The 18,957-nt window shown below is 60.4% G+C and carries 18 protein-coding genes and 1 pseudogene; 8 read left to right on the top strand and 11 right to left on the bottom strand.

The annotated features are described in order from the left end of the window. Nucleotides 1–48: 48 nt before the first annotated feature. The 3 genes from IWX87_RS10265 to IWX87_RS10255 all read left to right on the top strand — a co-directional run bounded on the left by IWX87_RS10265 (nt 49) and on the right by IWX87_RS10255 (nt 1,892). The gene (locus IWX87_RS10265; protein WP_196863424.1) at nt 49–510 is read left to right on the top strand and encodes a YraN family protein; all 462 of its coding nucleotides are present in this window, start codon (nt 49–51) and stop codon (nt 508–510) included. 123 nt (nt 511–633) lie between these two features. After that, nucleotides 634–1,233 carry a phosphoheptose isomerase gene (locus tag IWX87_RS10260; RefSeq protein WP_196863423.1) on the top strand — a complete coding sequence of 200 codons (600 nt, stop codon included), beginning with the start codon at nt 634–636 and terminating at the stop codon, nt 1,231–1,233. Further along, entirely contained in the window at nt 1,230–1,892 is a 663-nt protein-coding gene (locus IWX87_RS10255; protein WP_196863422.1) for a BON domain-containing protein, read from the top strand. The genes IWX87_RS10260 and IWX87_RS10255 overlap by 4 nt, the downstream gene beginning before the upstream one ends. Nucleotides 1,893–1,970: 78 nt before the next feature. On the opposite strand, the gene IWX87_RS10250 is transcribed toward IWX87_RS10255, so the two are convergent. From IWX87_RS10250 to IWX87_RS10235, 4 genes and pseudogenes are all read right to left on the bottom strand, one after another. Next, a complete protein-coding gene (locus tag IWX87_RS10250; RefSeq protein WP_196863421.1) occupies nt 1,971–2,873 on the bottom strand; it encodes an NAD(P)-dependent oxidoreductase in 903 nt (300 codons plus the stop codon). A 26-nt stretch (nt 2,874–2,899) separates the two neighbouring features. After that, nucleotides 2,900–4,036 (bottom strand): PilT/PilU family type 4a pilus ATPase, encoded by a 1,137-nt coding sequence (locus IWX87_RS10245; RefSeq protein WP_196863420.1) that lies wholly within the window; start codon nt 4,034–4,036, stop codon nt 2,900–2,902. A 41-nt stretch (nt 4,037–4,077) separates the two neighbouring features. Further along, nucleotides 4,078–4,693: pseudogene (locus tag IWX87_RS10240) on the bottom strand (Crp/Fnr family transcriptional regulator). A gap of 38 nt (nt 4,694–4,731) precedes the next feature. Further along, nucleotides 4,732–5,775, bottom strand: coding sequence for a type IV pilus twitching motility protein PilT (locus tag IWX87_RS10235; RefSeq protein WP_196863419.1), 1,044 nt, complete (start codon nt 5,773–5,775; stop codon nt 4,732–4,734). A 43-nt stretch (nt 5,776–5,818) separates the two neighbouring features. On the opposite strand from IWX87_RS10235, the gene IWX87_RS10230 reads away from it, so the two are divergent. Beyond that, nucleotides 5,819–6,559: a YggS family pyridoxal phosphate-dependent enzyme gene (locus tag IWX87_RS10230; RefSeq protein WP_196863418.1), complete on the top strand. Its 741-nt coding sequence runs from the start codon at nt 5,819–5,821 to the stop codon at nt 6,557–6,559. On the opposite strand, the gene IWX87_RS10225 is transcribed toward IWX87_RS10230, so the two are convergent. Then, nucleotides 6,556–9,033: a bifunctional diguanylate cyclase/phosphodiesterase gene (locus IWX87_RS10225; RefSeq protein ID WP_196863417.1), complete on the bottom strand. Its 2,478-nt coding sequence runs from the start codon at nt 9,031–9,033 to the stop codon at nt 6,556–6,558. The two genes, IWX87_RS10230 and IWX87_RS10225, sit on opposite strands and share 4 nt — an antisense overlap. A gap of 596 nt (nt 9,034–9,629) precedes the next feature. On the opposite strand from IWX87_RS10225, the gene IWX87_RS10220 reads away from it, so the two are divergent. After that, a complete protein-coding gene (locus IWX87_RS10220; RefSeq protein ID WP_196863416.1) occupies nt 9,630–10,199 on the top strand; it encodes a polymer-forming cytoskeletal protein in 570 nt (189 codons plus the stop codon). 132 nt (nt 10,200–10,331) lie between these two features. Here IWX87_RS10220 and IWX87_RS10215 read toward each other — a convergent pair whose 3' ends face one another. The 3 genes from IWX87_RS10215 to IWX87_RS10205 all read right to left on the bottom strand — a co-directional run bounded on the left by IWX87_RS10215 (nt 10,332) and on the right by IWX87_RS10205 (nt 13,070). Continuing rightward, nucleotides 10,332–11,057, bottom strand: coding sequence for an LrgB family protein (locus tag IWX87_RS10215; protein WP_196863415.1), 726 nt, complete (start codon nt 11,055–11,057; stop codon nt 10,332–10,334). After that, the gene (locus IWX87_RS10210) at nt 11,050–11,436 is read right to left on the bottom strand and encodes a CidA/LrgA family protein (RefSeq protein ID WP_196863414.1); all 387 of its coding nucleotides are present in this window, start codon (nt 11,434–11,436) and stop codon (nt 11,050–11,052) included. The genes IWX87_RS10215 and IWX87_RS10210 overlap by 8 nt, the downstream gene beginning before the upstream one ends. Before the next feature lie 131 nt (nt 11,437–11,567). After that, a complete protein-coding gene (locus tag IWX87_RS10205) occupies nt 11,568–13,070 on the bottom strand; it encodes an FAD-linked oxidase C-terminal domain-containing protein (RefSeq protein WP_196863413.1) in 1,503 nt (500 codons plus the stop codon). A gap of 456 nt (nt 13,071–13,526) precedes the next feature. Between IWX87_RS10205 and IWX87_RS10200 the strand changes: the two genes are divergently transcribed. Then, nucleotides 13,527–13,673: a hypothetical protein gene (locus IWX87_RS10200; protein ID WP_196863412.1), complete on the top strand. Its 147-nt coding sequence runs from the start codon at nt 13,527–13,529 to the stop codon at nt 13,671–13,673. Nucleotides 13,674–13,734: 61 nt separating this feature from the next. Here the strand turns inward: IWX87_RS10200 and IWX87_RS10195 are convergent, their stop codons facing one another. Then, nucleotides 13,735–14,655 (bottom strand): LysR substrate-binding domain-containing protein, encoded by a 921-nt coding sequence (locus tag IWX87_RS10195; protein WP_196863484.1) that lies wholly within the window; start codon nt 14,653–14,655, stop codon nt 13,735–13,737. 75 nt (nt 14,656–14,730) lie between these two features. Further along, nucleotides 14,731–15,579, bottom strand: a complete 849-nt coding sequence (purU, locus tag IWX87_RS10190) for a formyltetrahydrofolate deformylase (protein ID WP_196863411.1) — start codon at nt 15,577–15,579, stop codon at nt 14,731–14,733. A gap of 142 nt (nt 15,580–15,721) precedes the next feature. Between purU and IWX87_RS10185 the strand changes: the two genes are divergently transcribed. After that, a complete protein-coding gene (locus tag IWX87_RS10185) occupies nt 15,722–17,062 on the top strand; it encodes an aminotransferase class III-fold pyridoxal phosphate-dependent enzyme (protein WP_196863410.1) in 1,341 nt (446 codons plus the stop codon). Between the two features lie 118 nt (nt 17,063–17,180). Here the strand turns inward: IWX87_RS10185 and IWX87_RS10180 are convergent, their stop codons facing one another. Then, the gene (locus tag IWX87_RS10180; RefSeq protein ID WP_196863409.1) at nt 17,181–18,089 is read right to left on the bottom strand and encodes a LysR family transcriptional regulator; all 909 of its coding nucleotides are present in this window, start codon (nt 18,087–18,089) and stop codon (nt 17,181–17,183) included. A 123-nt stretch (nt 18,090–18,212) separates the two neighbouring features. Here IWX87_RS10180 and IWX87_RS10175 point away from each other — a divergent pair, with 123 nt between their 5' ends. Beyond that, entirely contained in the window at nt 18,213–18,929 is a 717-nt protein-coding gene (locus tag IWX87_RS10175; RefSeq protein WP_196863408.1) for a succinate dehydrogenase/fumarate reductase iron-sulfur subunit, read from the top strand. The last annotated feature ends 28 nt before the right edge of the window (nt 18,930–18,957 follow it).

Raw genomic sequence — 18,957 nt, 5'->3', positions numbered from 1 at the left:
CTGCTGCGGCGCGTGCCGTGTCCAGGGCCAGTTCGAAAGAAGCGTTCAATGTGGTTTTCCAGAAAACAGGCGGATCAATTGCCCACCCAGGACGTGGCGGGTGGTGCTGCGACGGCGCCGAAGCAGGTTACCACCAAGTCCCGGGGTGACGCCGCCGAAGCGGCGGCGCAAGCCTGGCTTTCCAAGGCGGGCCTGCGGTGGGTCGAGTCCAATTATCGGACGCCGGGACGCGGCGGCGGCGAGATTGACCTGATCATGCGAGCGCCTGACGGAACCCTGGTGTTTGTTGAGGTCCGCCAACGCGCAAATGCGTCGCATGGCGGTGCCGGCGCCAGCATCAGCAGCACCAAGCAGCGCCGCATCATTTTTGCCGCACGCCATTATTTGATGCGTTTTGCCAGTGCACCGCCATGCCGCTTCGACGTGGTGCTGGTTCATGGGGCACTGTGCGCGGGAAAAGGTCCAGGACCAGAAATTGAATGGCTGCCCGCTGCATTCGACGCCTCCTGATCCATGGCGGCTGCTGAAAATTCGGCCGCTGTAGAGAATGGTAATTTGTAACCAATCCTTCACGATGCCAACCGTATGCCTTTATCGACAGGGCGGCATGCCATGACCCGCTATCATCCGTTCATGCTTGAACAACGAATCGAACAGCACTTCATCGACAGTGCCGACCTTAAATACCAGTCCGCGCAAATTCTCTCCAAACCCGTTGCCGCCGCAGTGCATGCCATTCTGGCCAGTGTGACCAGCGGCAACAAGGTCCTGGCCTGTGGCAACGGCGGTTCGGCTGCCGACGCCCAGCACTTCGCGGCTGAATTCGTCGGTCGCTACGAGCGTGAGCGGCCCGAACTTGGCGCCATTGCGCTGACCACCGACAGCTCCATCATCACCGCCATTGCCAATGATTACGATTTCAGCGTGATTTTTTCCAAGCAGGTGCGCGCCCTTGGCGTGGCCGGCGATGTGCTGCTGGCCATCAGCACCAGCGGCAATTCAGCCAACGTGCTGGCCGCCGTCGAAGCGGCGCACGAGCGCGAAATGACGGTGGTGGCGCTGACCGGACGGGGCGGTGGAAAAATGAACCAGGCGCTGCGCGAAACCGATGTCCATATCTGTGTGCCGCATGAGCGCACAGCCCGCATTCAGGAAGTGCATTCCCTGGTGATCCACTGCATTTGCGATGGTGTGGACACCCAGTTACTTGGCGATCAGGAGTCTTCGGTATGAATTATGGTGCAATGAAACGAATGGCCGGCATGGCCTGCACGGCAGTGGTGCTCTCCAGTCTGTTGTCGGCTTGCGTGGGGCCGCTGCTGGTGGGTGGCGCCATGGTGGGCGGCACGCTGCTGGCGGTTGACCGCCGGACTTCCGGTGCCCAGCTGGACGACGAAGCCATTGAGCTGCGGGCTGCCAATCAAATACGTTCCAACCTCGGAACCCGGGTGCGCGCAAGCGTCACCAGTTACAACCGCCAGGTGCTGCTGACCGGCGAGGTGCCCAACCTGCAGGACAAGCAGCGCGTCGAGGAGGTGGTCAAGTCAGTGGAAAGCGTGGCATCGGTGGTCAACGAACTGGCGGTCCTGAACAGCCCGTCGCTGATGGACCGGTCTGCCGACACGCTGCTGACGGGCCGCATCAAGGCCATGCTGCTGGATGCACGGGAACTGCAGTCGAACGCCTTCAAGATCGTGACCGAACGCAATACGGTGTACCTGATGGGCCGTGTCACGCAGCGCGAAGCAGACCGTGCCACGGAAGTGGTGCGCGGTACGCCGGGTGTGCAAAAAGTCGTCAGGCTTCTGGAAATCATCAGCGAGCAGGAGCTGCAGAGAATTGGAACCGTACCAGCCAAAAATGCCCAGCCTGCCGCTTCCGTGAAGCTCTGAGTCGCTTGCGAAAGGGTTAATGATCATTGCCTTTTCGCATCGCAGGCAAGCCGGGCCGCTGCAAGAAGCCGCTTAGTGTTACCTCAGTCGTTTGACCAGGCTGGACGTATCCCAGCGCTGGCCGCCCATTGCCTGCACATCGGCATAAAACTGGTCCACCAGCGCCGTGACTGGCAGCCGGGCGCCATTGCGCTTGGCTTCGTCAAGCACCAGACCCAAGTCCTTGCGCATCCAGTCCACCGCGAAGCCAAAGTCAAACTTGTCGTCGACCATGGTCTTGCCGCGGTTGTCGAGCTGCCAGCTTTGCGCAGCACCCTTGCCAATCACCTCTAACACCTGGTTCACGTCAAGCCCGGCCTTCTGGCCAAAAGCCACCGCTTCGCTCAGGCCCTGAACCAAGCCGGCAATGCAGATCTGGTTGACCATTTTGGTCAGCTGGCCAGCGCCTGCCTCGCCCATCAGGGTGAAGGCTTTTGAAAAGGCCATGCCGACCGGCCGGGCCGCATCAAACGCCGCCGCATCGCCGCCGCACATGACCGTGAGCGCGCCGTTTTCAGCGCCAGCCTGGCCGCCCGAGACCGGTGCGTCAATGAACTGCAGGCCGATGGCTTTCGCCGCGCTGTAAAGCTCGCAGGCAACGGTCGCTGACGCCGTGGTGTGGTCGACAAAGATGGCGCCCGGCTTCATGCCGGCAAACGCGCCGTCCGCGCCCAGCGTGACGGAGCGCAGGTCGTCGTCGTTGCCAACGCAGCAAAACACCATGTCTGCACCCGCTGCGGCTTCGCGCGGTATGGCGGCGGAAGCGCCCTTGAATTCATCGCGCCATCCCTGGGCCTTGGGGGCGCTGCGGTTGTACACCGTGACGTCGTGGCCCGCCAGCGCCAGATGTCCGGCCATGGGGTAACCCATGACGCCCAGCCCGAGAAAGGCGACTCTGCAGGAAATGGAGGGCGCGTAGTGCTTGGTCGTGAGGATGGTCATGGGGTTCAATAAAGCGGTTAAAAAATTCACACAATCGCAAAATGTTCGGTTCCAGCCGACAGGTCGGTTGACTTGGCACGCTGCGAATAAAGCTTGATCTGCAGCCGAAGGTCGTTAACCGAATCGGCGTTGCGCAGGGCGTCTTCATACAGGATATGGTTGCCTTCAAAAGCATCGAACAGCGACTGGTCAAAGGTCTGCATGCCCATGTTGCGGCTTTTCTTCATGATTTCCTTGATCTCGTTGACATCACCCTTGAAGATGAGGTCGGAGATCAGCGGGGAATTGAGCATCACCTCGACTGCCGCAAACCGCCCCTTGCTGTCCTGCCGGGGGACCAGGCGCTGGGACACCACCGCCTTGAGATTGAGCGACAGGTCCATCAGCAACTGCGTGCGGCGCTCTTCCGGGAAAAAGTTGATGATGCGGTCCATCGCCTGGTTGGCACTGTTGGCATGCAGCGTGGCCAGGCACAAATGGCCGGTTTCTGAAAAAGCCAGCGCATGCTCCATGCTTTCACGGTCTCGGATCTCGCCCATCACGATCACGTCAGGCGCCTGGCGCATCGAGTTTTTCAGCGCCGAGGCCCAACTGTCTGTATCGAGTCCGACCTCGCGCTGGGTCACCACGCAGTTTTTGTGCGGATGGACAAACTCCACCGGATCTTCAATCGTCAGGATGTGGCCGTAGGACTGCTCGTTGCGCCAGTCCAGCATGGCCGCCATGGTGGTTGACTTTCCGGCACCAGTGGCGCCAACCAGAATGACCAAGCCCCGCTTGGCCATCACCACGTCCTTCAGTACTGGCGGCAAACCCAGGCCGTCCAGTGTGGGAAGCATCGCTGGAATGACGCGTATCACCATGCCGACCTTGCCCTGCTGCATGAAGGCATTGATACGAAAACGGCCAATACCGGGCGGCGAGATGGCAAAGTTGCATTCCTTGGTGCGCTCAAACTCGGCCGCCTGCTTGTCATTCATGATGGCGCGTGCCAGCGTCAGCGTGTGGCTGGCATTGAGCGGCTGGGAGGACACTTTGGTCAGTTTGCCATCAACCTTGATGGCAGGCGGAAATTCTCCTGTCAGGAAAAGGTCGCTGCCGCCACGGTTGACCATGAGTCGCAGAAGGTCGTTGATGAATTTACTGGCCTGGTCTCGTTCCATACGTTCTCCTGTGTGTTGTCAGCGGATGAGAGAGCACCCGATTAGCTCTGCTGCTCGCTGAGCCGGGCGCTCACGACCCGCATGCGGCGCGAAAGCTTGCGGGCCAGTAAGGCGATCAGGCAAGCCGTCAGCGCAGGGTCGGTCCCCATCATTTCGTCGAGCCTCTGTGCGCTTAGTAGCGCAATCAGTCAGCGAGGAGCAAACGGAAAACCGCGGGCCGCTGTCGAGCAGCGACATTTCGCCCAGCCGTGCTTCGGTCAGGTGCAGACGCTCGCCCCAAGGCTGCTCGCGGTCCATGGCAATGCTGCCACTCAGCAACACCGGCATGGAGTTGCCGTACTCGTGCTGACGAATCACGTCCTGATTGGCCGGAAGCGCAGCGAAGACAAGGAATGCCTTCAGGCGTTGCAAGGCATCTGGCCCCAAGCGTGCCATAAGGTTGTCCGGGCTCCACAGTTTGTCCAGCAATTTGCTGCCGCGTCCCGCTGCCAAGCGCTTGGCGCCCACCTCATTGGCCCGGGCTTCCCAAGGCACCATGGACGACGCATCGATTCCCTGGTCAGCAAAGGCGGGGGAAAAGAAAACCGTGTCAACAAGGCTGTCGCCGCCGGAACTGGTTGGCGTGGCTTGCCTGATCCGTCCGGGTAAGCCCTTCATGGTGCATTTCTCCTGATGAACACGGGGGGGGGGCGGTTCTAGCCTGGAAAGTTATCGGGAATCTTGGCCTTGCCGCGAGCTTCTGCAGCAGAAATGACATTGCGCCTGACCAGGTCAGTCAGGTTCTGGTCCAGCGTCTGCATGCCCAGGCTGTTCCCCGTCTGAATCGACGAATACATCTGCGCCACCTTGGCTTCACGGATCAAATTGCGGATGGCACTGGTGCCCAGCATGATTTCATGCGCGGCCACCCGGCCCTGGCCGTCCTTGGTCTTGCACAGGGTTTGCGAGATCACTGCCTGCAACGATTCGGACAGCATCGAGCGGATCATTTCTTTTTCCTCAGCCGGAAACACGTCGATGATCCGGTCGATGGTCTTGGCGGCGCTCGACGTGTGCAGTGTGCCAAACACCAGGTGGCCGGTTTCCGCCGCCGTCATGGCCAGACGAATGGTTTCCAGGTCGCGCATTTCACCCACCAATATGGCGTCCGGGTCTTCGCGCAGGGCCGACTTCAGCGCAGCAGCAAAGCTTAGCGTGTGCGGGCCAACTTCACGCTGGTTAATCAGGCATTTCTTCGACTCATGGACAAACTCGATCGGGTCCTCGACCGTCAGGATATGGCCGTACTCCGTTTCGTTCAGGTAGTTGACCATGGCCGCCAGTGTGGTCGATTTGCCCGAGCCTGTTGGACCGGTGACCAGCACCATGCCGCGCGGCTTGAGCGCCAGATCGCCAAAAATCTTTGGTGCCCCCAGTTGCTCCAGCGTCAGGATTTTGGAAGGAATAGTTCGCAGCACCGCCCCGGCGCCGCGGTTGTGGTTGAAGGCGTTGACCCGAAATCGCGCAAGGCCGTCGATCTCGAAAGAGAAATCAACTTCCAGGAATTCTTCGTACTGTTTGCGCTGGGTGTCGTTCATGATGTCGTACACCATGGCGTGGACTTCCTTGTGGTCCAGCGGATCAATGTTGATGCGGCGAACATCACCATGGACCCGGATCATCGGAGGAAGGCCGGCTGACAGGTGCAGATCGGATGCCTTGTTTTTGACGCTGAAGGCCAGCAACTGCGTAATATCCATTCCGGCAAATCCTCTAGGTTGAATCTGAGCTTACAGTCGGATTATGACCACGATTGCCCACCATCTCCAACTTGTCAATGACCAAATTCATGCCGCCTGCCTGGCCTGCGGACGCGATCCTTCCAGTGTGCGCTTGCTGGCAGTTTCAAAAACCTTTGGCGCCGATGCAGTGATGGAGGCCATGGCGGCAGGCCAAACAGCTTTTGGCGAGAACTATATTGCCGAAGGCGTGGGCAAAATCGAGGCTTTGCGCGGTGCGCTGGCCGGTGCTGACCAGAAGCTTTTTACAGCTGCCAACGCCCTGGAATGGCACTGCATCGGACCAGTCCAAAGCAATAAGACACGGCTGGTGGCCGAGCATTTTGACTGGGTGCAGTCGGTGGACCGGCTGAAGATCGCGCAGCGGCTGAGCGAGCAGCGCCCGGCCGAACTGCCCGCACTGCAGGTCTGCCTCCAGGTCAACATCGATGGCGGCACCAACAAGTCAGGCGTGGCGCCCGAGGCGGCCCTGGCGCTTGCCCGGGAGGTTGCGCTGCTCCCGCGCCTGGTATTGCGCGGCCTGATGGCTATCCCTGAGCCTGCTACTGATTTCGTAGCTGCTTGTGCTTTGCACGCAAGAGCAAAAGACCTTTTCGATCAAATAAATGCCTCTGGCGTACTGGCGTTGCCAATGGACACGCTGTCGCTGGGAATGTCGGCGGACCTGGAGGCCGCGATTCACGCTGGCAGCACGATGGTGCGCGTGGGAACGGCGATCTTCGGTGGGCGCCCGAGGCCTGTCTAGCCAGACAGCAAGGGGGCGGCCAACGTCTTTCGCTGCGTACCCGGTTCCATGAGGTAGGCTTCGAGTTCCACCAGTGGCAGGGGTTGCGAAAACAAAAAACCCTGAAACTGGTCGCAACCCTGTGCCACCAGGAAGTCTTGCTGGGCTTGGGTTTCTACGCCTTCGGCGACCACTTCCAGGTTCAGGCTGTGCGCCAGGGTAATGATGGTGCGGGAAATGGCGGCATCGGTCCGGTCGGTCAGCACTTCCGCGACAAAGCTCTTGTCGATCTTGAGTTGGTCCAGCGGCAGGCGCTTAAGGACCGACAGCGACGAATAGCCCATCCCGAAATCGTCAAGCGCCAGTGTCACGCCCAAGGCCTTGAGCGTTCCCATGCGCGCCAGTGTGATGTCTATGCCGTCAGCCAGCAAGGTTTCGGTGAGCTCGAGCTTCAGGCGCTCGGGCTTGACACCAGTGCGCCGAATCTCGGCCATCACCTGGTCGACAAAATCAGGATGCCGGAACTGGCGCACACTGACATTGACCGCGATGCTCAAGCCGGCAGCCTGTGGCCAGTGTGCCCAGGCAGCCAGTTGTTCGCAGGCGGTTGCCAGTGCCCACTGGCCCAGCGGCAGAATCAGGCCGCTGTCCTCGGCCATCGGGATAAAGTCGGCTGGCATGACCAGCCCGCGTCTCGGATGCTGCCAGCGCAGCAAAGCCTCGACACCCGTCACGCAGCCCTGACGGTCAACCTGGGGCTGGTAATGCAGCACAAACTCTTTCTTGCGCAGGCCAGCGTGCAATTCCGAGCTGACAGCGGCATTGGCATTGACCGCCGCCTGCATTTCGGGATCAAAAAAGCACACCGAATTGCGGCCGGTGGTTTTGGCCTGGTACATCGCCAGGTCGGCCTGCTTGAGCACCTCGCTCACGCTGTCATGCGGGCCACAGAGAGAGGTCACGCCGATGCTGGAGGTGGTGTAGTGCTGGTGGCCGGACAGATCAAAAGGCTCACGCAAATGCTCCAGCACTGTTTCGGCCAGCTTTCGGATCTTGACGGTAGCTTCGATTGCATTGTTTCCCAGGTCTTCGAGCAGCACGACGAATTCATCGCCTCCCAGCCGCGCCACTGTGTCAGTGTCATCAACGCAGCCCGCCAGCCGTTCAGCAACCTGCTGCAAAAGCATATCTCCCTTGTGGTGGCCCAGGGTGTCGTTCAGCACCTTGAGCTTGTCCACGTCAATGAACATCAGTGCGCCGTTGCGCCGCTGGTCAACGCTTTGAGACATCACCTGCTCCAGGCGGTTCAGCAGCATCAGCCGGTTTGGCAGGCTGGTCAGCGGGTCGTAGAAGGCCAGCTGGTGAATGGCATCGGCCGCAACCTTGCGCTGGGTGATGTCCCGGCCGACAGCGACCCAGTGCGCCAAGTCATCCGCCGTGTCGGCGACCTGAACGATTTCCAGTTCCAGCCAGAAGCAGCTGCCGTTCTTGCGGTAGATCAGCAGTTCGCTGCGGGCCTGCCGCTTGCGCGCCAGCATTCTGGCCATGCGTTCAAATTCGTCCTGCGCTGCTCCTGACCCCAGGAGTCTGTGCGGCGTCTGGCCCAGTACCTCATGGCGGCTGTAGCCCGTGTGCTGTTCAAAAGCGTGGTTGACGAACACGATGTAAGGCACTTTTTTGCGCGCAGGCTGGGCTTCGGCGATCAACACGATGTCGTTGAGCCGAGACACGCAGGTTTCCAGCAGCATCAACTGCTCCTGCGATTTGCGCCGCTTGCTCACATCGCGAAAGTAAACCACCAGCCCTTCGGCAAAGGGGCCGGCGCGCACTTCCAGCCACTTGCCCAGTCCGGGGTAGAAGTCTTCGAACTCAAGCTGCCGGCCGGTGGCGATTGACCGCTGCAGTTCCTGACGCAGGCGCTGGTTCTTGTCGTTGACCAGAACCTCCCAGATTTCCTTGCCCAGCAATTCGGTACTGGCATGCCGCAGCAACTGCTCGCTTGCCTGGTTCACGTGGGTAAAGCAGCATTGCCGGTCCAGCATGACAAAGGCGTCGGTGATGGTGGACAGCGTCGTGGTCAGGCGCATGCCCGGATGAAGCGTTTCCTGCTGGGCCTGCTTGCGTTCTGAAATATCCTGCAGCATGCCCTGAAGACTCTTGACCTGGCCGCGCTTGTTATGCACCGCTTCGCAAACGATGCGCACCCATTTGCTGCTGGACGGTGTGTCGATCTGCATTTCTTCGTCAAAACCGGTGCCATGCCGGCTGCACTGCTGAAGCAGCCATCCGACGCGGTCCCGGCACTCTGGCGAGAACCGGGCGGTGAGTTCATCACGCGTGATCAGGCGCTCTGGCAGCAGACCGATGATGGCCGAAAATTTCGTCGAGCAGGACACCCATTGAGGGGTTTTCAGTTCCATCGTCCAGCTGCCGGCCTGCGCAACGCGCTCAGCCATCGCCAGTAAGTGGGTGGCCTGTTGAGAGGCTAGGGACATGAAACTCCTGATGAAAATGACACGGGAAGAAGTCAAATAGGGTTGTCTGGCGCTCAGACACCAATATAGACAGGCTTTTGCCGAGCGGCAGCATTTGGGCAATGCGCTTGCATGTAAAAACATCTCTATGCGGATTATGTGCAAAAGTCATGGCTTCGCAGGCATACATTTTTTGAGCCGTGCGCCCACTTGGCCGGTCGATTTTTTCAATGCTCGACCCATGCATGACCGCAATACCTTGGCCGCACCCCAGCATTGCAGGGTCTTGACACGACGCGATGGCAAGGCGCGTGCAAAACGCTTGCCGACGCTTTGCGTTCTGCAAAGTGGGCGGCGGGTTTCGCTCTGCCGCGGCCGAGGAGTTGATGGTGCAACTTGATGCCTGTCGTGACTTGACTGACTATCTTTTAGATAGTCCGCACCGCGTGTGGGTCGCACTGATGAATGAACTGACACTCAGTTCTGATGGAGTGGCCTGCGGGATTTGTATGAAAGATTTTTGGGCATGAAAAATTAATTAGTTACTCATCTTGCATTCGGACAGAAGGTCTTTGCCTATTTCGCAACGTAGGATGAATGGTTTTGAAGGACATGACATGGCAACACCGTTTTTTGGCAAGCGCGACAATGAAATTCCAACCACCGGTGTACGGCCTGCTGTGGGCGGCAACTACACAGGTCCTGGCGCAACGCCCGCCGGCCCGGTGCATTCCGCTTCCCCCGCAACAGGAACGCAAAACATGACCCGGCCGATGGCGGGTGAGCCAGCTGCCCCTGCGGTGAATGAACGGGACAGCGGCAGCAAACTGACGGTCGGACCCAACATCAAGCTCAAGGGCGTCGAAATTACCGACTGTGACACGCTGGTCGTTGAAGGCACGGTGGAAGCCACCATGAACTCGCGTGTCATCCAGATTTCCGAGCAGGGCGCATTCAAGGGTTCGGCCGAGGTCGAGATTGCGGAAGTTTGGGGAGAATTCGATGGCAACCTGATTGTTCGCCAGAAACTGGTGATCTACGCCACCGGCAAGGTCACCGGCACCATCCGCTACGGCAAGCTGGTGGTGGAAGAAGGCGGCCAGCTTTCGGGCGAAATTGTGTTTGGCACCCAGGGCGGCAGCCTCAAGCCCGCCGTGGTGGCCAAGTCCGGTTTGCAGGCTGCATGACTGTTTAATATTATCGAATAGTGGCTTTTGCGCTTGTCGTGTGGACTTGAGCTGCTATTTTTTTGGACATTGGTCGTTCAAGTTCGATTTGTCCCTTTTCCGATCATTGGCGGCAAGCGTAGTCCAACGTGATCAAAAGAGCCTGAAAACCAGTGGAATGAGCAGCGATGCCAGCACAACCTGCATGCCCAGCGCCAGACCTGCGTAGGCTCCGGCATCTGCATCCACCTGCATCGCACGCGCTGCCCCGATACCATGCGATGCCGTTCCCAGGGCAAAGCCCCGCGCCGCCCAGCCTTGCGTCGTCGTCGGGATGCGCAATGCGGCAAACAAGTATTTACCGCACAATGCGCCGACCAGACCGGTGATCACCGCAAAAACCGCCGCCAGGGCAGGAATGCCGCCAATCTGCTCGGCAATGCCCATCGCAACGGGTGCGGTAACCGATTTGGGCACCAGCGAAAGAATCAGTTCCCTTGGCAGGTCAAGCATCCATCCGAGCAGCAATGACGAGAGCGCCGCTACGCTTCCCCCGGCGAGTGCCGCCACCAGTAGCCGACCCCAACGCTGACGCAATTCGGTGCGGCGCAGCCAAAGCGGCCAGGCCAACGCCACAACCGCAGGGCCCAGCAGAAAGTGTATGAATTGCGCGCCGGCAAAGTAGGTCGGATACGACACGCCGGTGCCTAGCAGTCCGCAGGCCAATATCACGACCGACCAGAGCACCGGATTCGCCCACGGCCCATGACCGGCACGAACGTAAAGGGCATGTGCCAGCACATACACCATCAGCGTCGCGGTCAGGCCGAACAGCGGCGTGGTCGAAAGATAAACCCACAGCTGGACAAAATCAGACATCGCCATCCTTTGCCGAAGCCGTGATTGCTGTCGGACCATGGCCTCGATCCCTGAGCAGGTGCAGTGTCAGCACTGTCACTGCCAGTCCGGCCACGGTGGACAACACGACGACAGCCAACATGCGGATTCCGTATTGGCTTACCAGTGAAAGATGGGTCATCACGCCCACGCCCACCGGAACAAACAGTAGTGAAAGGTGTGAGAGCAAAAATTCCGCGCATGCCCCTACCGGCTCCTGAATGGCTGGCCAGCGCAGCGCCAGCAACAGCAACACCATGCCAATCACCGGACCGGGCAGCGGCAGTGCCAGGCCACGCCCCAGCAGTTCACCTGCCGACTGAAAAATCAACAGCCACATCATTCCGCGCAGGGGATTCATGTCATTCCATTTCCAGATCAATCCGACAGGTCATTTTCCTGCCGTGCCAAGCCACCGCCTGTTCTCAGGCTTCACGGTGTGTGACTGACTGATTTTTCAACGGAATCATGGGCGCAATGGCGCGGCAGGTTTCAAAAACGCGGCAGGTCAGGGTGTGAAATCTTGCCGCCGCGCACCAGCATTTTTCCATACTCGGCGCAGCGGTTCAGCGTCGGGATCACCTTGCCCGGATTGAGCAGGCTTTTCGGGTCAAACGCGCGCTTCACGCCGAACATCTGCTCGTTCTCCTCGGCTGAGAATTGCACGCACATCGAATTGAGCTTTTCCACGCCCACGCCATGCTCGCCCGTGACGGTGCCGCCCATGGCCACGCTGGTTTCCAGAATGTCGGCGCCGAACAATTCGCAGCGGTGCAGCTGGTCGGCATCGTTGGCGTCGAACATGATCAACGGGTGCAGGTTGCCGTCGCCCGCGTGGAACACATTGGCGCAGCGCAGGCCGTACTTGATTTCCATGTCGGCAATTGCCAGCAAAATATCGGCCAGGCGCTTGCGCGGAATCGTCGAGTCCATGCACATGTAGTCGGGGCTGATGCGGCCCGACGCGGGAAAGGCATTCTTGCGTCCGCTCCAGAAGCGCAGCCGTTCGGCTTCGTTCTGGCTGACGGTGATGGCCGTGGCGCCGAAGCGTTCCAGCACCGCGCTCATGCGGCCGATTTCCTCTTCGACTTCTTCCGGCGTGCCGTCGCTTTCGCACAGCAGGATCGCTGCTGCCGTCAGGTCGTAACCGGCATGCACGAAATCCTCGACTGCTGCCGTCATCGGCTTGTCCATCATTTCCAGCCCGGCCGGAATGATGCCGGCGGCAATCACGCCGGCCACCGCATCGCCGGCCTTGCGCAGGTCGTCAAAGCTGGCCATGATGCAGCGCGCCAGTTGCGGCTTGGGAATCAGCTTGACGGTGACCTCGGTGGTCACGGCCAGCATGCCTTCGCTGCCGATCACGATGGCCAGCAGGTCGTAGCCCGGCGCGTCCAGCGCATCGCCGCCAAATTCCACCTCGTCGCCTTCAATGGTGAAACCCTTGACCTTCAATACGTTGTGCACCGTCAGGCCGTATTTCAGGCAATGCACGCCGCCCGAGTTCTCGGCGACGTTGCCGCCAATGGTGCAGGCAATCTGGCTGGACGGGTCGGGCGCGTAGTACAGGCCATGCGGCGCGGCGGCTTCGGAAATCGCCAGGTTGCGCACGCCGCCCTGCACCAGCGCCGTGCGGCTCGCCGCATCGACCTTCAGGATCTTGTTGAACTTGGCCAGCGACAGCGTCACGCCCAACCGGTGCGGCATGGCGCCACCCGACAGCCCGGTGCCCGCGCCGCGCGCCACCACCGGCACATCGAGTGCATGGCAGGTCTTGAGCACCGCCTGCACCTCGGCATAGGTTTCCGGCAGGGCGACCACCAGCGGCCGCTCGCGGTAGGCGGTCAGCCCGTCGCATTCGTAGGGCGTGGTGTCTTCACTGTTCCAGAGCAGCGCATGTTTGGGCAATACCGCCTCCAGGGCGCGGACGACTTGCGCCTGGCGCTCGGCGCGTTGGAGTGAAGAGCGTTGCTGGGAAGAGGCGGGTGCGTTCATGGTCAGGTTCCATCAGTGAAACCTGACTTTAGTCCAAGCCGCCTTAGCCGGGGTGAAGATTTTTAAAACCCGGCGTGAAATGCGGCATGTGGACGGAGCGGAAATTGGCGGCGCATTTTTTGCGTCAAGGCTCTGGCGTTTTCCCATCAAGCGGATGGCATCGTGGGGCTGACAAGCACGCCAGGCTTTGACACCGCTTCATAGTGACTTTCCATCGATTCACGCAAAGGACATCGCCATGGCCCAATCCGCCCAAAACCCTGTTTGTACCGCCGCTGCCAACAGCTACTTTTTAACCCGACGTGCTGGTGACCTGCAGCGCGCTCGATCTGGCCAGCGCCATGGTCAAGATCGAACCCAAACTGATCGCCGAAGTGTTCTTGCCCAGCACCGCTGCCTAGAACCGGAGGACTCAAATTCAGCCACCACCGCCGCCTTGCCAGCCTGAAAGAATAGGTGCTGATTGACATGGACACGCGCAGCACCGACTGTTTGCGCAAGCGCGATAACGGGTTGTGGGTGCTGCACCCTTTTGCCCGGGGCGGCAAGGTGGCGCTGGAACTCAGCGCGGCGCAGTTGTTTGTGGAAGTGCCAGAAATCTGATTGCTATCATATTAATAGCTTTATGTGCCCGTGCTGTATGCGCAAGAGGCAGTTTTGATGCTCAAACCAGGCTCTTGCGCAGCCAGTCAGCAAACGCCGCGCATTCCCAGCGGTCCATGGTGCCGGTGCGCCAGCACAGGTAGTGCGCATGCGGGCTGGGCACCTTGCGGCTGAAAACTTCGTTGGTGTCCAGCCGTACCAGCGAGCCGTTTTCCAGCCAGGGTGCGCCCAGCTTCAGGCGCACCAAAGCAATGCCCATGCCGGCAGCGGCGCAGTCGCACATCAGGCCGATGTCGTTGAACTGCGAGCCTTCGACCGGCTCGGGCCAATCCAGCTTGTTGGCGGCAAACCAGATGCGCCAAGGCTCCAGCGGGGAGCGCAACAGGTTTTCGCCGAGCAGGTCTTCTGCTGCCTCGAACGGACCATGCTCACGAACGAAAGAAGGGGAGGCCAGCGGCGTGACTTCGTCGTTCAGCAGGCAGACATGCTCCAGGTCGGCATAGCGGCCGGTGCCGAAGCGCACGATCAGGTCGGATTCTTCGGCCACCACGTCCAGCAGTGGAATCGACACCTGCAGCGTCAGGTCGATCTCGGGGTAGGCGTCGGTGAACTGGCGCAGGCGCGGAATCAGCACGGAGCGCGCAAACGTCGGCGTGACCGCCAGGCGCAGCTTGCGTTTGCCCGGCGTGGCGCTCTGGCCGGCCGTGCCGGGAAACTTCTGCAGCGTGGCCAGGCCTTCGCGCACATGCGCCAGGTATTCGCTGCCCTCGGTGGTCAGTGAAAAATCGGCCCGGCCAAACAACTTGGTGCCGATGATCTGCTCCAGCTGCTTGACCCGGTGGCTGACGGCGCTGGGTGTGACACACAATTCTTCGGCCGACAGGGTGACGCTGCGCAACCGCGCCAGCGCTTCAAACGTCAGCAGGCACTGGATCGGCGGTATGCGCTTGGCGGCCGCGCTGGGCACTGCGTAGGCCTCCATCGGCACAGGTCCCCGCACAAAGGGCGGGACGCCCGTCTGTGCGGAAGGAGTTTCAGCAGTTGCCATGCGGTGTGCCTATTTGAAAATCACGGTTTTGTGGCCGTTCAGCACCACGCGGTGTTCGCTGTGCCATTTCACGGCTCTAGCCAGCACCTGGCTTTCGGTGTCCCGGCCCATCGCCGTCAGGTCGTCCACGGTCATGCCGTGGTCGGCCCGGGCCACATCCTGCTCGATGATCGGCCCCTCGTCCAGGTCGGCGGTCACGTAGTGCGCCGTGGCGCCTATCAGTTTTACGCCCCGGTCGTGCGCCTGGTAATAGGGTTTTGCCCCCTTGAAACTGGGCAGGAAAGAATGGTGGATGTTGATGGCCCGGCCAGCGAGTTTCTTGCACAGGTCGTTCGACAGGATCTGCATGTAGCGCGCCAGCACCACCAGCTCGGCGCCTTCGGACTCGATGATCTCCAGCTGTTTCGCCTCGACCTGCGCCTTGGTGGCGGCGCTGACCGGCAGGTGGTGAAACGGAATGTTGTAGCTGGCCGCCAGCTGGTAGAACTCGCGGTGGTTGGAGACGATGGCGCGCACATCCACCGGCAGCAGGCCCGATTTCCAGCGAAACAGCAGGTCGTTCAGGCAGTGGCCTTCCTTGCTGACCAGAATCACGGTGCGCATCGGCTGCGCGCTGTCGTGCAGTTTCCATTTCATCTGCAAGGGCTCGGCGAAGGTTTTCAGCCGGCTGGAGAGTTCTTCGTGGGCGAGCTGGACGCAGGCAAACTGCACGCGCATGAAAAACAGTCCCGTGCCCTGGTCGTTGTACTGCGCCGCCTCTTCAATATTGCCGCCATGCTCGAAAAGAAAGCCCGATACGGCATGCACGATGCCCCGGCGGTCAGGGCATGAAAGGGTCAGGATATAAGCGTGATTCATAAGCGGTGAATTGTCGCAGGTGGCCTGTGTTTGCCGCGCTGGCGGCCGATTTTTGCACTGCGCCACCGTGCAAGAGTGCCAGAATGCAGTTTCAACCCGCATTCGCCGGCTTCATTTTTCACCGCACCTTGGGAGACTCGATATGGCTTATCAGAACTTCAACATGGACCACCAGTGGCTGCCGTTCACGCCCAACCGCAGCTTCATGAAAGACCCGCGCATTTTCGTGGCCGCCGACGGCATGCATTTCACGACGCATGACGGCCGCAAAGTGATTGACGGCATTTCCAGTCTTTGGTGCGTCACCGCCGGCCACAACCGCAAGCCGATCAACGAAGCCATCAAGAAGCAGCTCGACACGCTCGACTACGCCACCGCCTTCCAGGCCAGCAACGACCAGGCCTTCAAGGCCGCTGAAATGATCGCTGGCATGGCGCCGGGCGATTTGAACAAGGTGCTGTTTTGCAACTCCGGTTCGGAGGCTGCCGACACCTCGCTGAAAGTGGCGCTGGCCTACCACCGGGCGCGTGGTGAAGGCCACCGCAATGTGTTCATCGGCCGGGAAAAGGGTTACCACGGCGTCGGGTTCGGAGGCATGAGCGTGGGCGGCATTCCGGCCAATCGCAAGGTGTATGGCGCGGCCCTGCTGCCGCGCGTGGACCACCTGCGCTTCATCCATGACCCGGTCAGCCATGCCTACATCAATGGCGTGGAGCCTGAATGGACCGAAGACCTGCTGCTGGAGCTGGAAAACCGCATCCTGCCACTGCATGACCCCAGCAACGTGGCCGCCGTGATCGTCGAGCCGATTTCCGGCAGTGCCGGCTGGTACCTGCCGCCCAAGGGCTACCTGAAGCGACTGCGCGAGATTTGCGACAAGCACGGCATCTTGCTGATCTTTGACGAGGTGATCACCGGCTTTGGCCGCCTTGGGTGTAACTTTGGCGCCGACTACTACGGCGTCGTGCCCGACATGCTGAATTTTGCCAAGGGCGTGACGAATGGCGTGATTCCGCTGGGCGGCGTGATCTGCACCGACCGCATCTACCACGCCATGATGAAAGGCAGCGCCAACAGCCCGGAATACGCTGTGGAGTTCTTCCACGGCTACACCTATTCAGGCCATCCGGTGTCCTGCGCAGCGGCGATTGCCACGCTGGAGCTGTTCCAGCAGGAAAACCTGTTCGAGCGCGCCGGCCAGATGGGCAAGGTGCTGGGCGACGCGATGCACGGCAGCCTCAAGGGGCTGCCCAATGTCATCGGCATTCGCACCCTGGGGCTGGCCGGTGCCGTCGAACTGGCCCCGGTGGCAGGTAGCCCGGGCAAGCGCGCCTACGACATCTTCATGGAATGCTTCCACAACGGCGTCATGGTGCGGCCCGCCGGCGAGAACGTGGTGGTCTGCCCGCCCTTCATCGTCGAGAAAGAACACATCGACCGCATCGTCAATGTGGTGGCCGACGCCGTTCGCAAACACGCCTGAGTCCCCACGCGGCGCAATCAACGGTTTTGTCGATGCTATGTTTTAAATAGCATTGACATGTCTTGAACAGTGCGCAAAGGCTTGATTTGGTCAAGAATCAGGATGGCTGTCCGCATCTTCAGCCAAGTGCATCCTGGCCGAGCTGCTTTTTGTGAACGATGAAGTACTGCTTGATTGCGTCAGTAAACCCCGTTCGCAGGTGGCTGGTGCGCTCAAGCAGGCCCACGTCGCGTTCAAGCACCACGCCGGGCAGGGGAATGATCATCAAACCCCGGTCACTTGACCAGTCCACGTTCGCCAGCTTCGGCACGATGGCAATGCCGAAACCCTGGCGCACAATTTCCATGATGGCCTCGAACGAATTGAGTTCCATGGCATCGGTCGGGTTGACATGGCACTGCCGCAAGACCTCGCTCACCAGATAACCTGTCCAGGTGGTTTTGTCGAAGCGGATGAAGGGGCTGTTGCGGAGCATTTCGATTGGATCGTCAGACCGGTCGAAGTGCGGGTGGCGAGGCGCGATCAACACCATGGGTTCGCGGTAGAGCGGTGTCCAGACCAGGTTCGAGGGCAGCGCATGTGGTGACCTGATCACCACCGCGCCGTCCAGCTGACCGTGTTCCACCTTGCGCATGAAGTCGTCAGACTGGCCGGCAAGCAGACGTACCTCCAGACGCGGATACTGTTTTTTGATGGTCCACAGCGCATCGGCAAACGACCCCATCAACGCCGAGATCAGCGCCCCCATCACAACGGTACCCGACAGTCCGTCGTTGTCTCTGCCGGCTGCCAGTGCCTCATGGCGCAGCACCAGGTCCTGAATGGCCGGCACCAGCTTGCGCCCGGCCGGGTTCAGCACCACCGAACGCTTGGCCCGGTCAAACAGCTGCTGGTTCAAGTCTTCCTCCAGGCTGCGTATCTGCAGGCCAATGGCCGCCGGCGTCAGGCCAATGGCATGGCCGGCTGCCGCAAAGCTGCCGTGCTGAACCACTGCCAGAAAAGTTTTGAAGGTCCGTACTGAACGCATTTTGTTTCCAGTTCTTGAAAGGGCAGGTGTCGCCCCGTGAACACCGCGAGATAAATAAATACTTTACTTTCAGGAAATTATTACTGGCTTTTATTTTCTATTGGCCAAATCAAAAATACGCCCATGCATAAAACTCTCAAAGTGAAGGTATGGCGCGGCAAAGAAGCCGGCGGGTTCACGGCATACGACGTGCCGCGCAACGAAAGCCAGACCGTGCTGGATGTCGTGACCTATATCCAGCGCCATCTGGAGCCTTCGCTGAGCTACCGGTTTGCCTGCCGCGTGGGCATGTGCGGCTCTTGCGCCATGACCGTCAATGGCAAGGCGCGCTGGACCTGCCGGACGCACATTTCCAAGGTGGCGCCCGACGGCGAACTGGAAATCGCGCCGCTGTCGAACCTGCCGGTGATCAAGGACCTGGCCACCGACATGAGCGAATTCTTTGACAAATGGGCGCGTGCCAAGGGTCAGTTCAAGGGCGAACTCACGCGCGACGCGCCTTTCGCCAAGGTCGAGCCGGCGTCGCCGGAACGCAAGGCGGCCGACGCCGGCATTGAATGCATCGGCTGTGGCATTTGTTACGCGTCTTGCGACGTGGTGAGCTGGCAGCCTGACTACCTGGGTCCGGCGGCGCTCAACCGCGCCTGGACGCTGGCCAACGACGTGCGGGACGTGCAGCAGGTCGAACGGTTGCGAGCGGTGGCCGGCGACGCGGGCTGCCATTCCTGTCACACGCAGGGTTCCTGCACCGAACGCTGTCCCAAACAGCTCGCCCCGACGATGTCGATTGCCGGCCTCAAGCGCAAGGTGGCCAGGGCGGCCGTGCGGGGCGAGCTGTGAGCGCCACACAGGCATCCGGGGTGGCGCA

Origin of the sequence: Polaromonas sp. CG_9.7 (assembly GCF_015752205.1) — a bacterium.
Lineage (GTDB): Bacteria > Pseudomonadota > Gammaproteobacteria > Burkholderiales > Burkholderiaceae_C > Polaromonas.
Note: the sequence above shows the minus strand (reverse complement) of the source record. Positions and strands in the feature narration are given on the sequence as shown.

Bases quoted from the DNA above. Each gene is read 5' to 3' on its own strand.
- IWX87_RS10180 (WP_196863409.1), bottom strand. From the start codon at position 18,089: ATGCGTTCAGTACGGACCTTCAAAACTTTTCTGGCAGTGGTTCAGCAC.
- IWX87_RS10260 (WP_196863423.1), top strand. From the start codon at position 634: ATGCTTGAACAACGAATCGAACAGCACTTCATCGACAGTGCCGACCTT.
- IWX87_RS10235 (WP_196863419.1), bottom strand. From the start codon at position 5,775: ATGGATATTACGCAGTTGCTGGCCTTCAGCGTCAAAAACAAGGCATCC.
- IWX87_RS10265 (WP_196863424.1), top strand. From the start codon at position 49: ATGTGGTTTTCCAGAAAACAGGCGGATCAATTGCCCACCCAGGACGTG.
- IWX87_RS10195 (WP_196863484.1), bottom strand. From the start codon at position 14,655: ATGGAGGCCTACGCAGTGCCCAGCGCGGCCGCCAAGCGCATACCGCCG.
- IWX87_RS10205 (WP_196863413.1), bottom strand. From the start codon at position 13,070: ATGAACGCACCCGCCTCTTCCCAGCAACGCTCTTCACTCCAACGCGCC.
- IWX87_RS10230 (WP_196863418.1), top strand. From the start codon at position 5,819: ATGACCACGATTGCCCACCATCTCCAACTTGTCAATGACCAAATTCAT.
- IWX87_RS10175 (WP_196863408.1), top strand. From the start codon at position 18,213: ATGCATAAAACTCTCAAAGTGAAGGTATGGCGCGGCAAAGAAGCCGGC.
- IWX87_RS10255 (WP_196863422.1), top strand. From the start codon at position 1,230: ATGAATTATGGTGCAATGAAACGAATGGCCGGCATGGCCTGCACGGCA.
- IWX87_RS10245 (WP_196863420.1), bottom strand. From the start codon at position 4,036: ATGGAACGAGACCAGGCCAGTAAATTCATCAACGACCTTCTGCGACTC.
- IWX87_RS10185 (WP_196863410.1), top strand. From the start codon at position 15,722: ATGGCTTATCAGAACTTCAACATGGACCACCAGTGGCTGCCGTTCACG.
- IWX87_RS10225 (WP_196863417.1), bottom strand. From the start codon at position 9,033: ATGTCCCTAGCCTCTCAACAGGCCACCCACTTACTGGCGATGGCTGAG.
- IWX87_RS10220 (WP_196863416.1), top strand. From the start codon at position 9,630: ATGGCAACACCGTTTTTTGGCAAGCGCGACAATGAAATTCCAACCACC.
- purU (WP_196863411.1), bottom strand. From the start codon at position 15,579: ATGAATCACGCTTATATCCTGACCCTTTCATGCCCTGACCGCCGGGGC.
- IWX87_RS10215 (WP_196863415.1), bottom strand. From the start codon at position 11,057: ATGTCTGATTTTGTCCAGCTGTGGGTTTATCTTTCGACCACGCCGCTG.
- IWX87_RS10250 (WP_196863421.1), bottom strand. From the start codon at position 2,873: ATGACCATCCTCACGACCAAGCACTACGCGCCCTCCATTTCCTGCAGA.
- IWX87_RS10210 (WP_196863414.1), bottom strand. From the start codon at position 11,436: ATGAATCCCCTGCGCGGAATGATGTGGCTGTTGATTTTTCAGTCGGCA.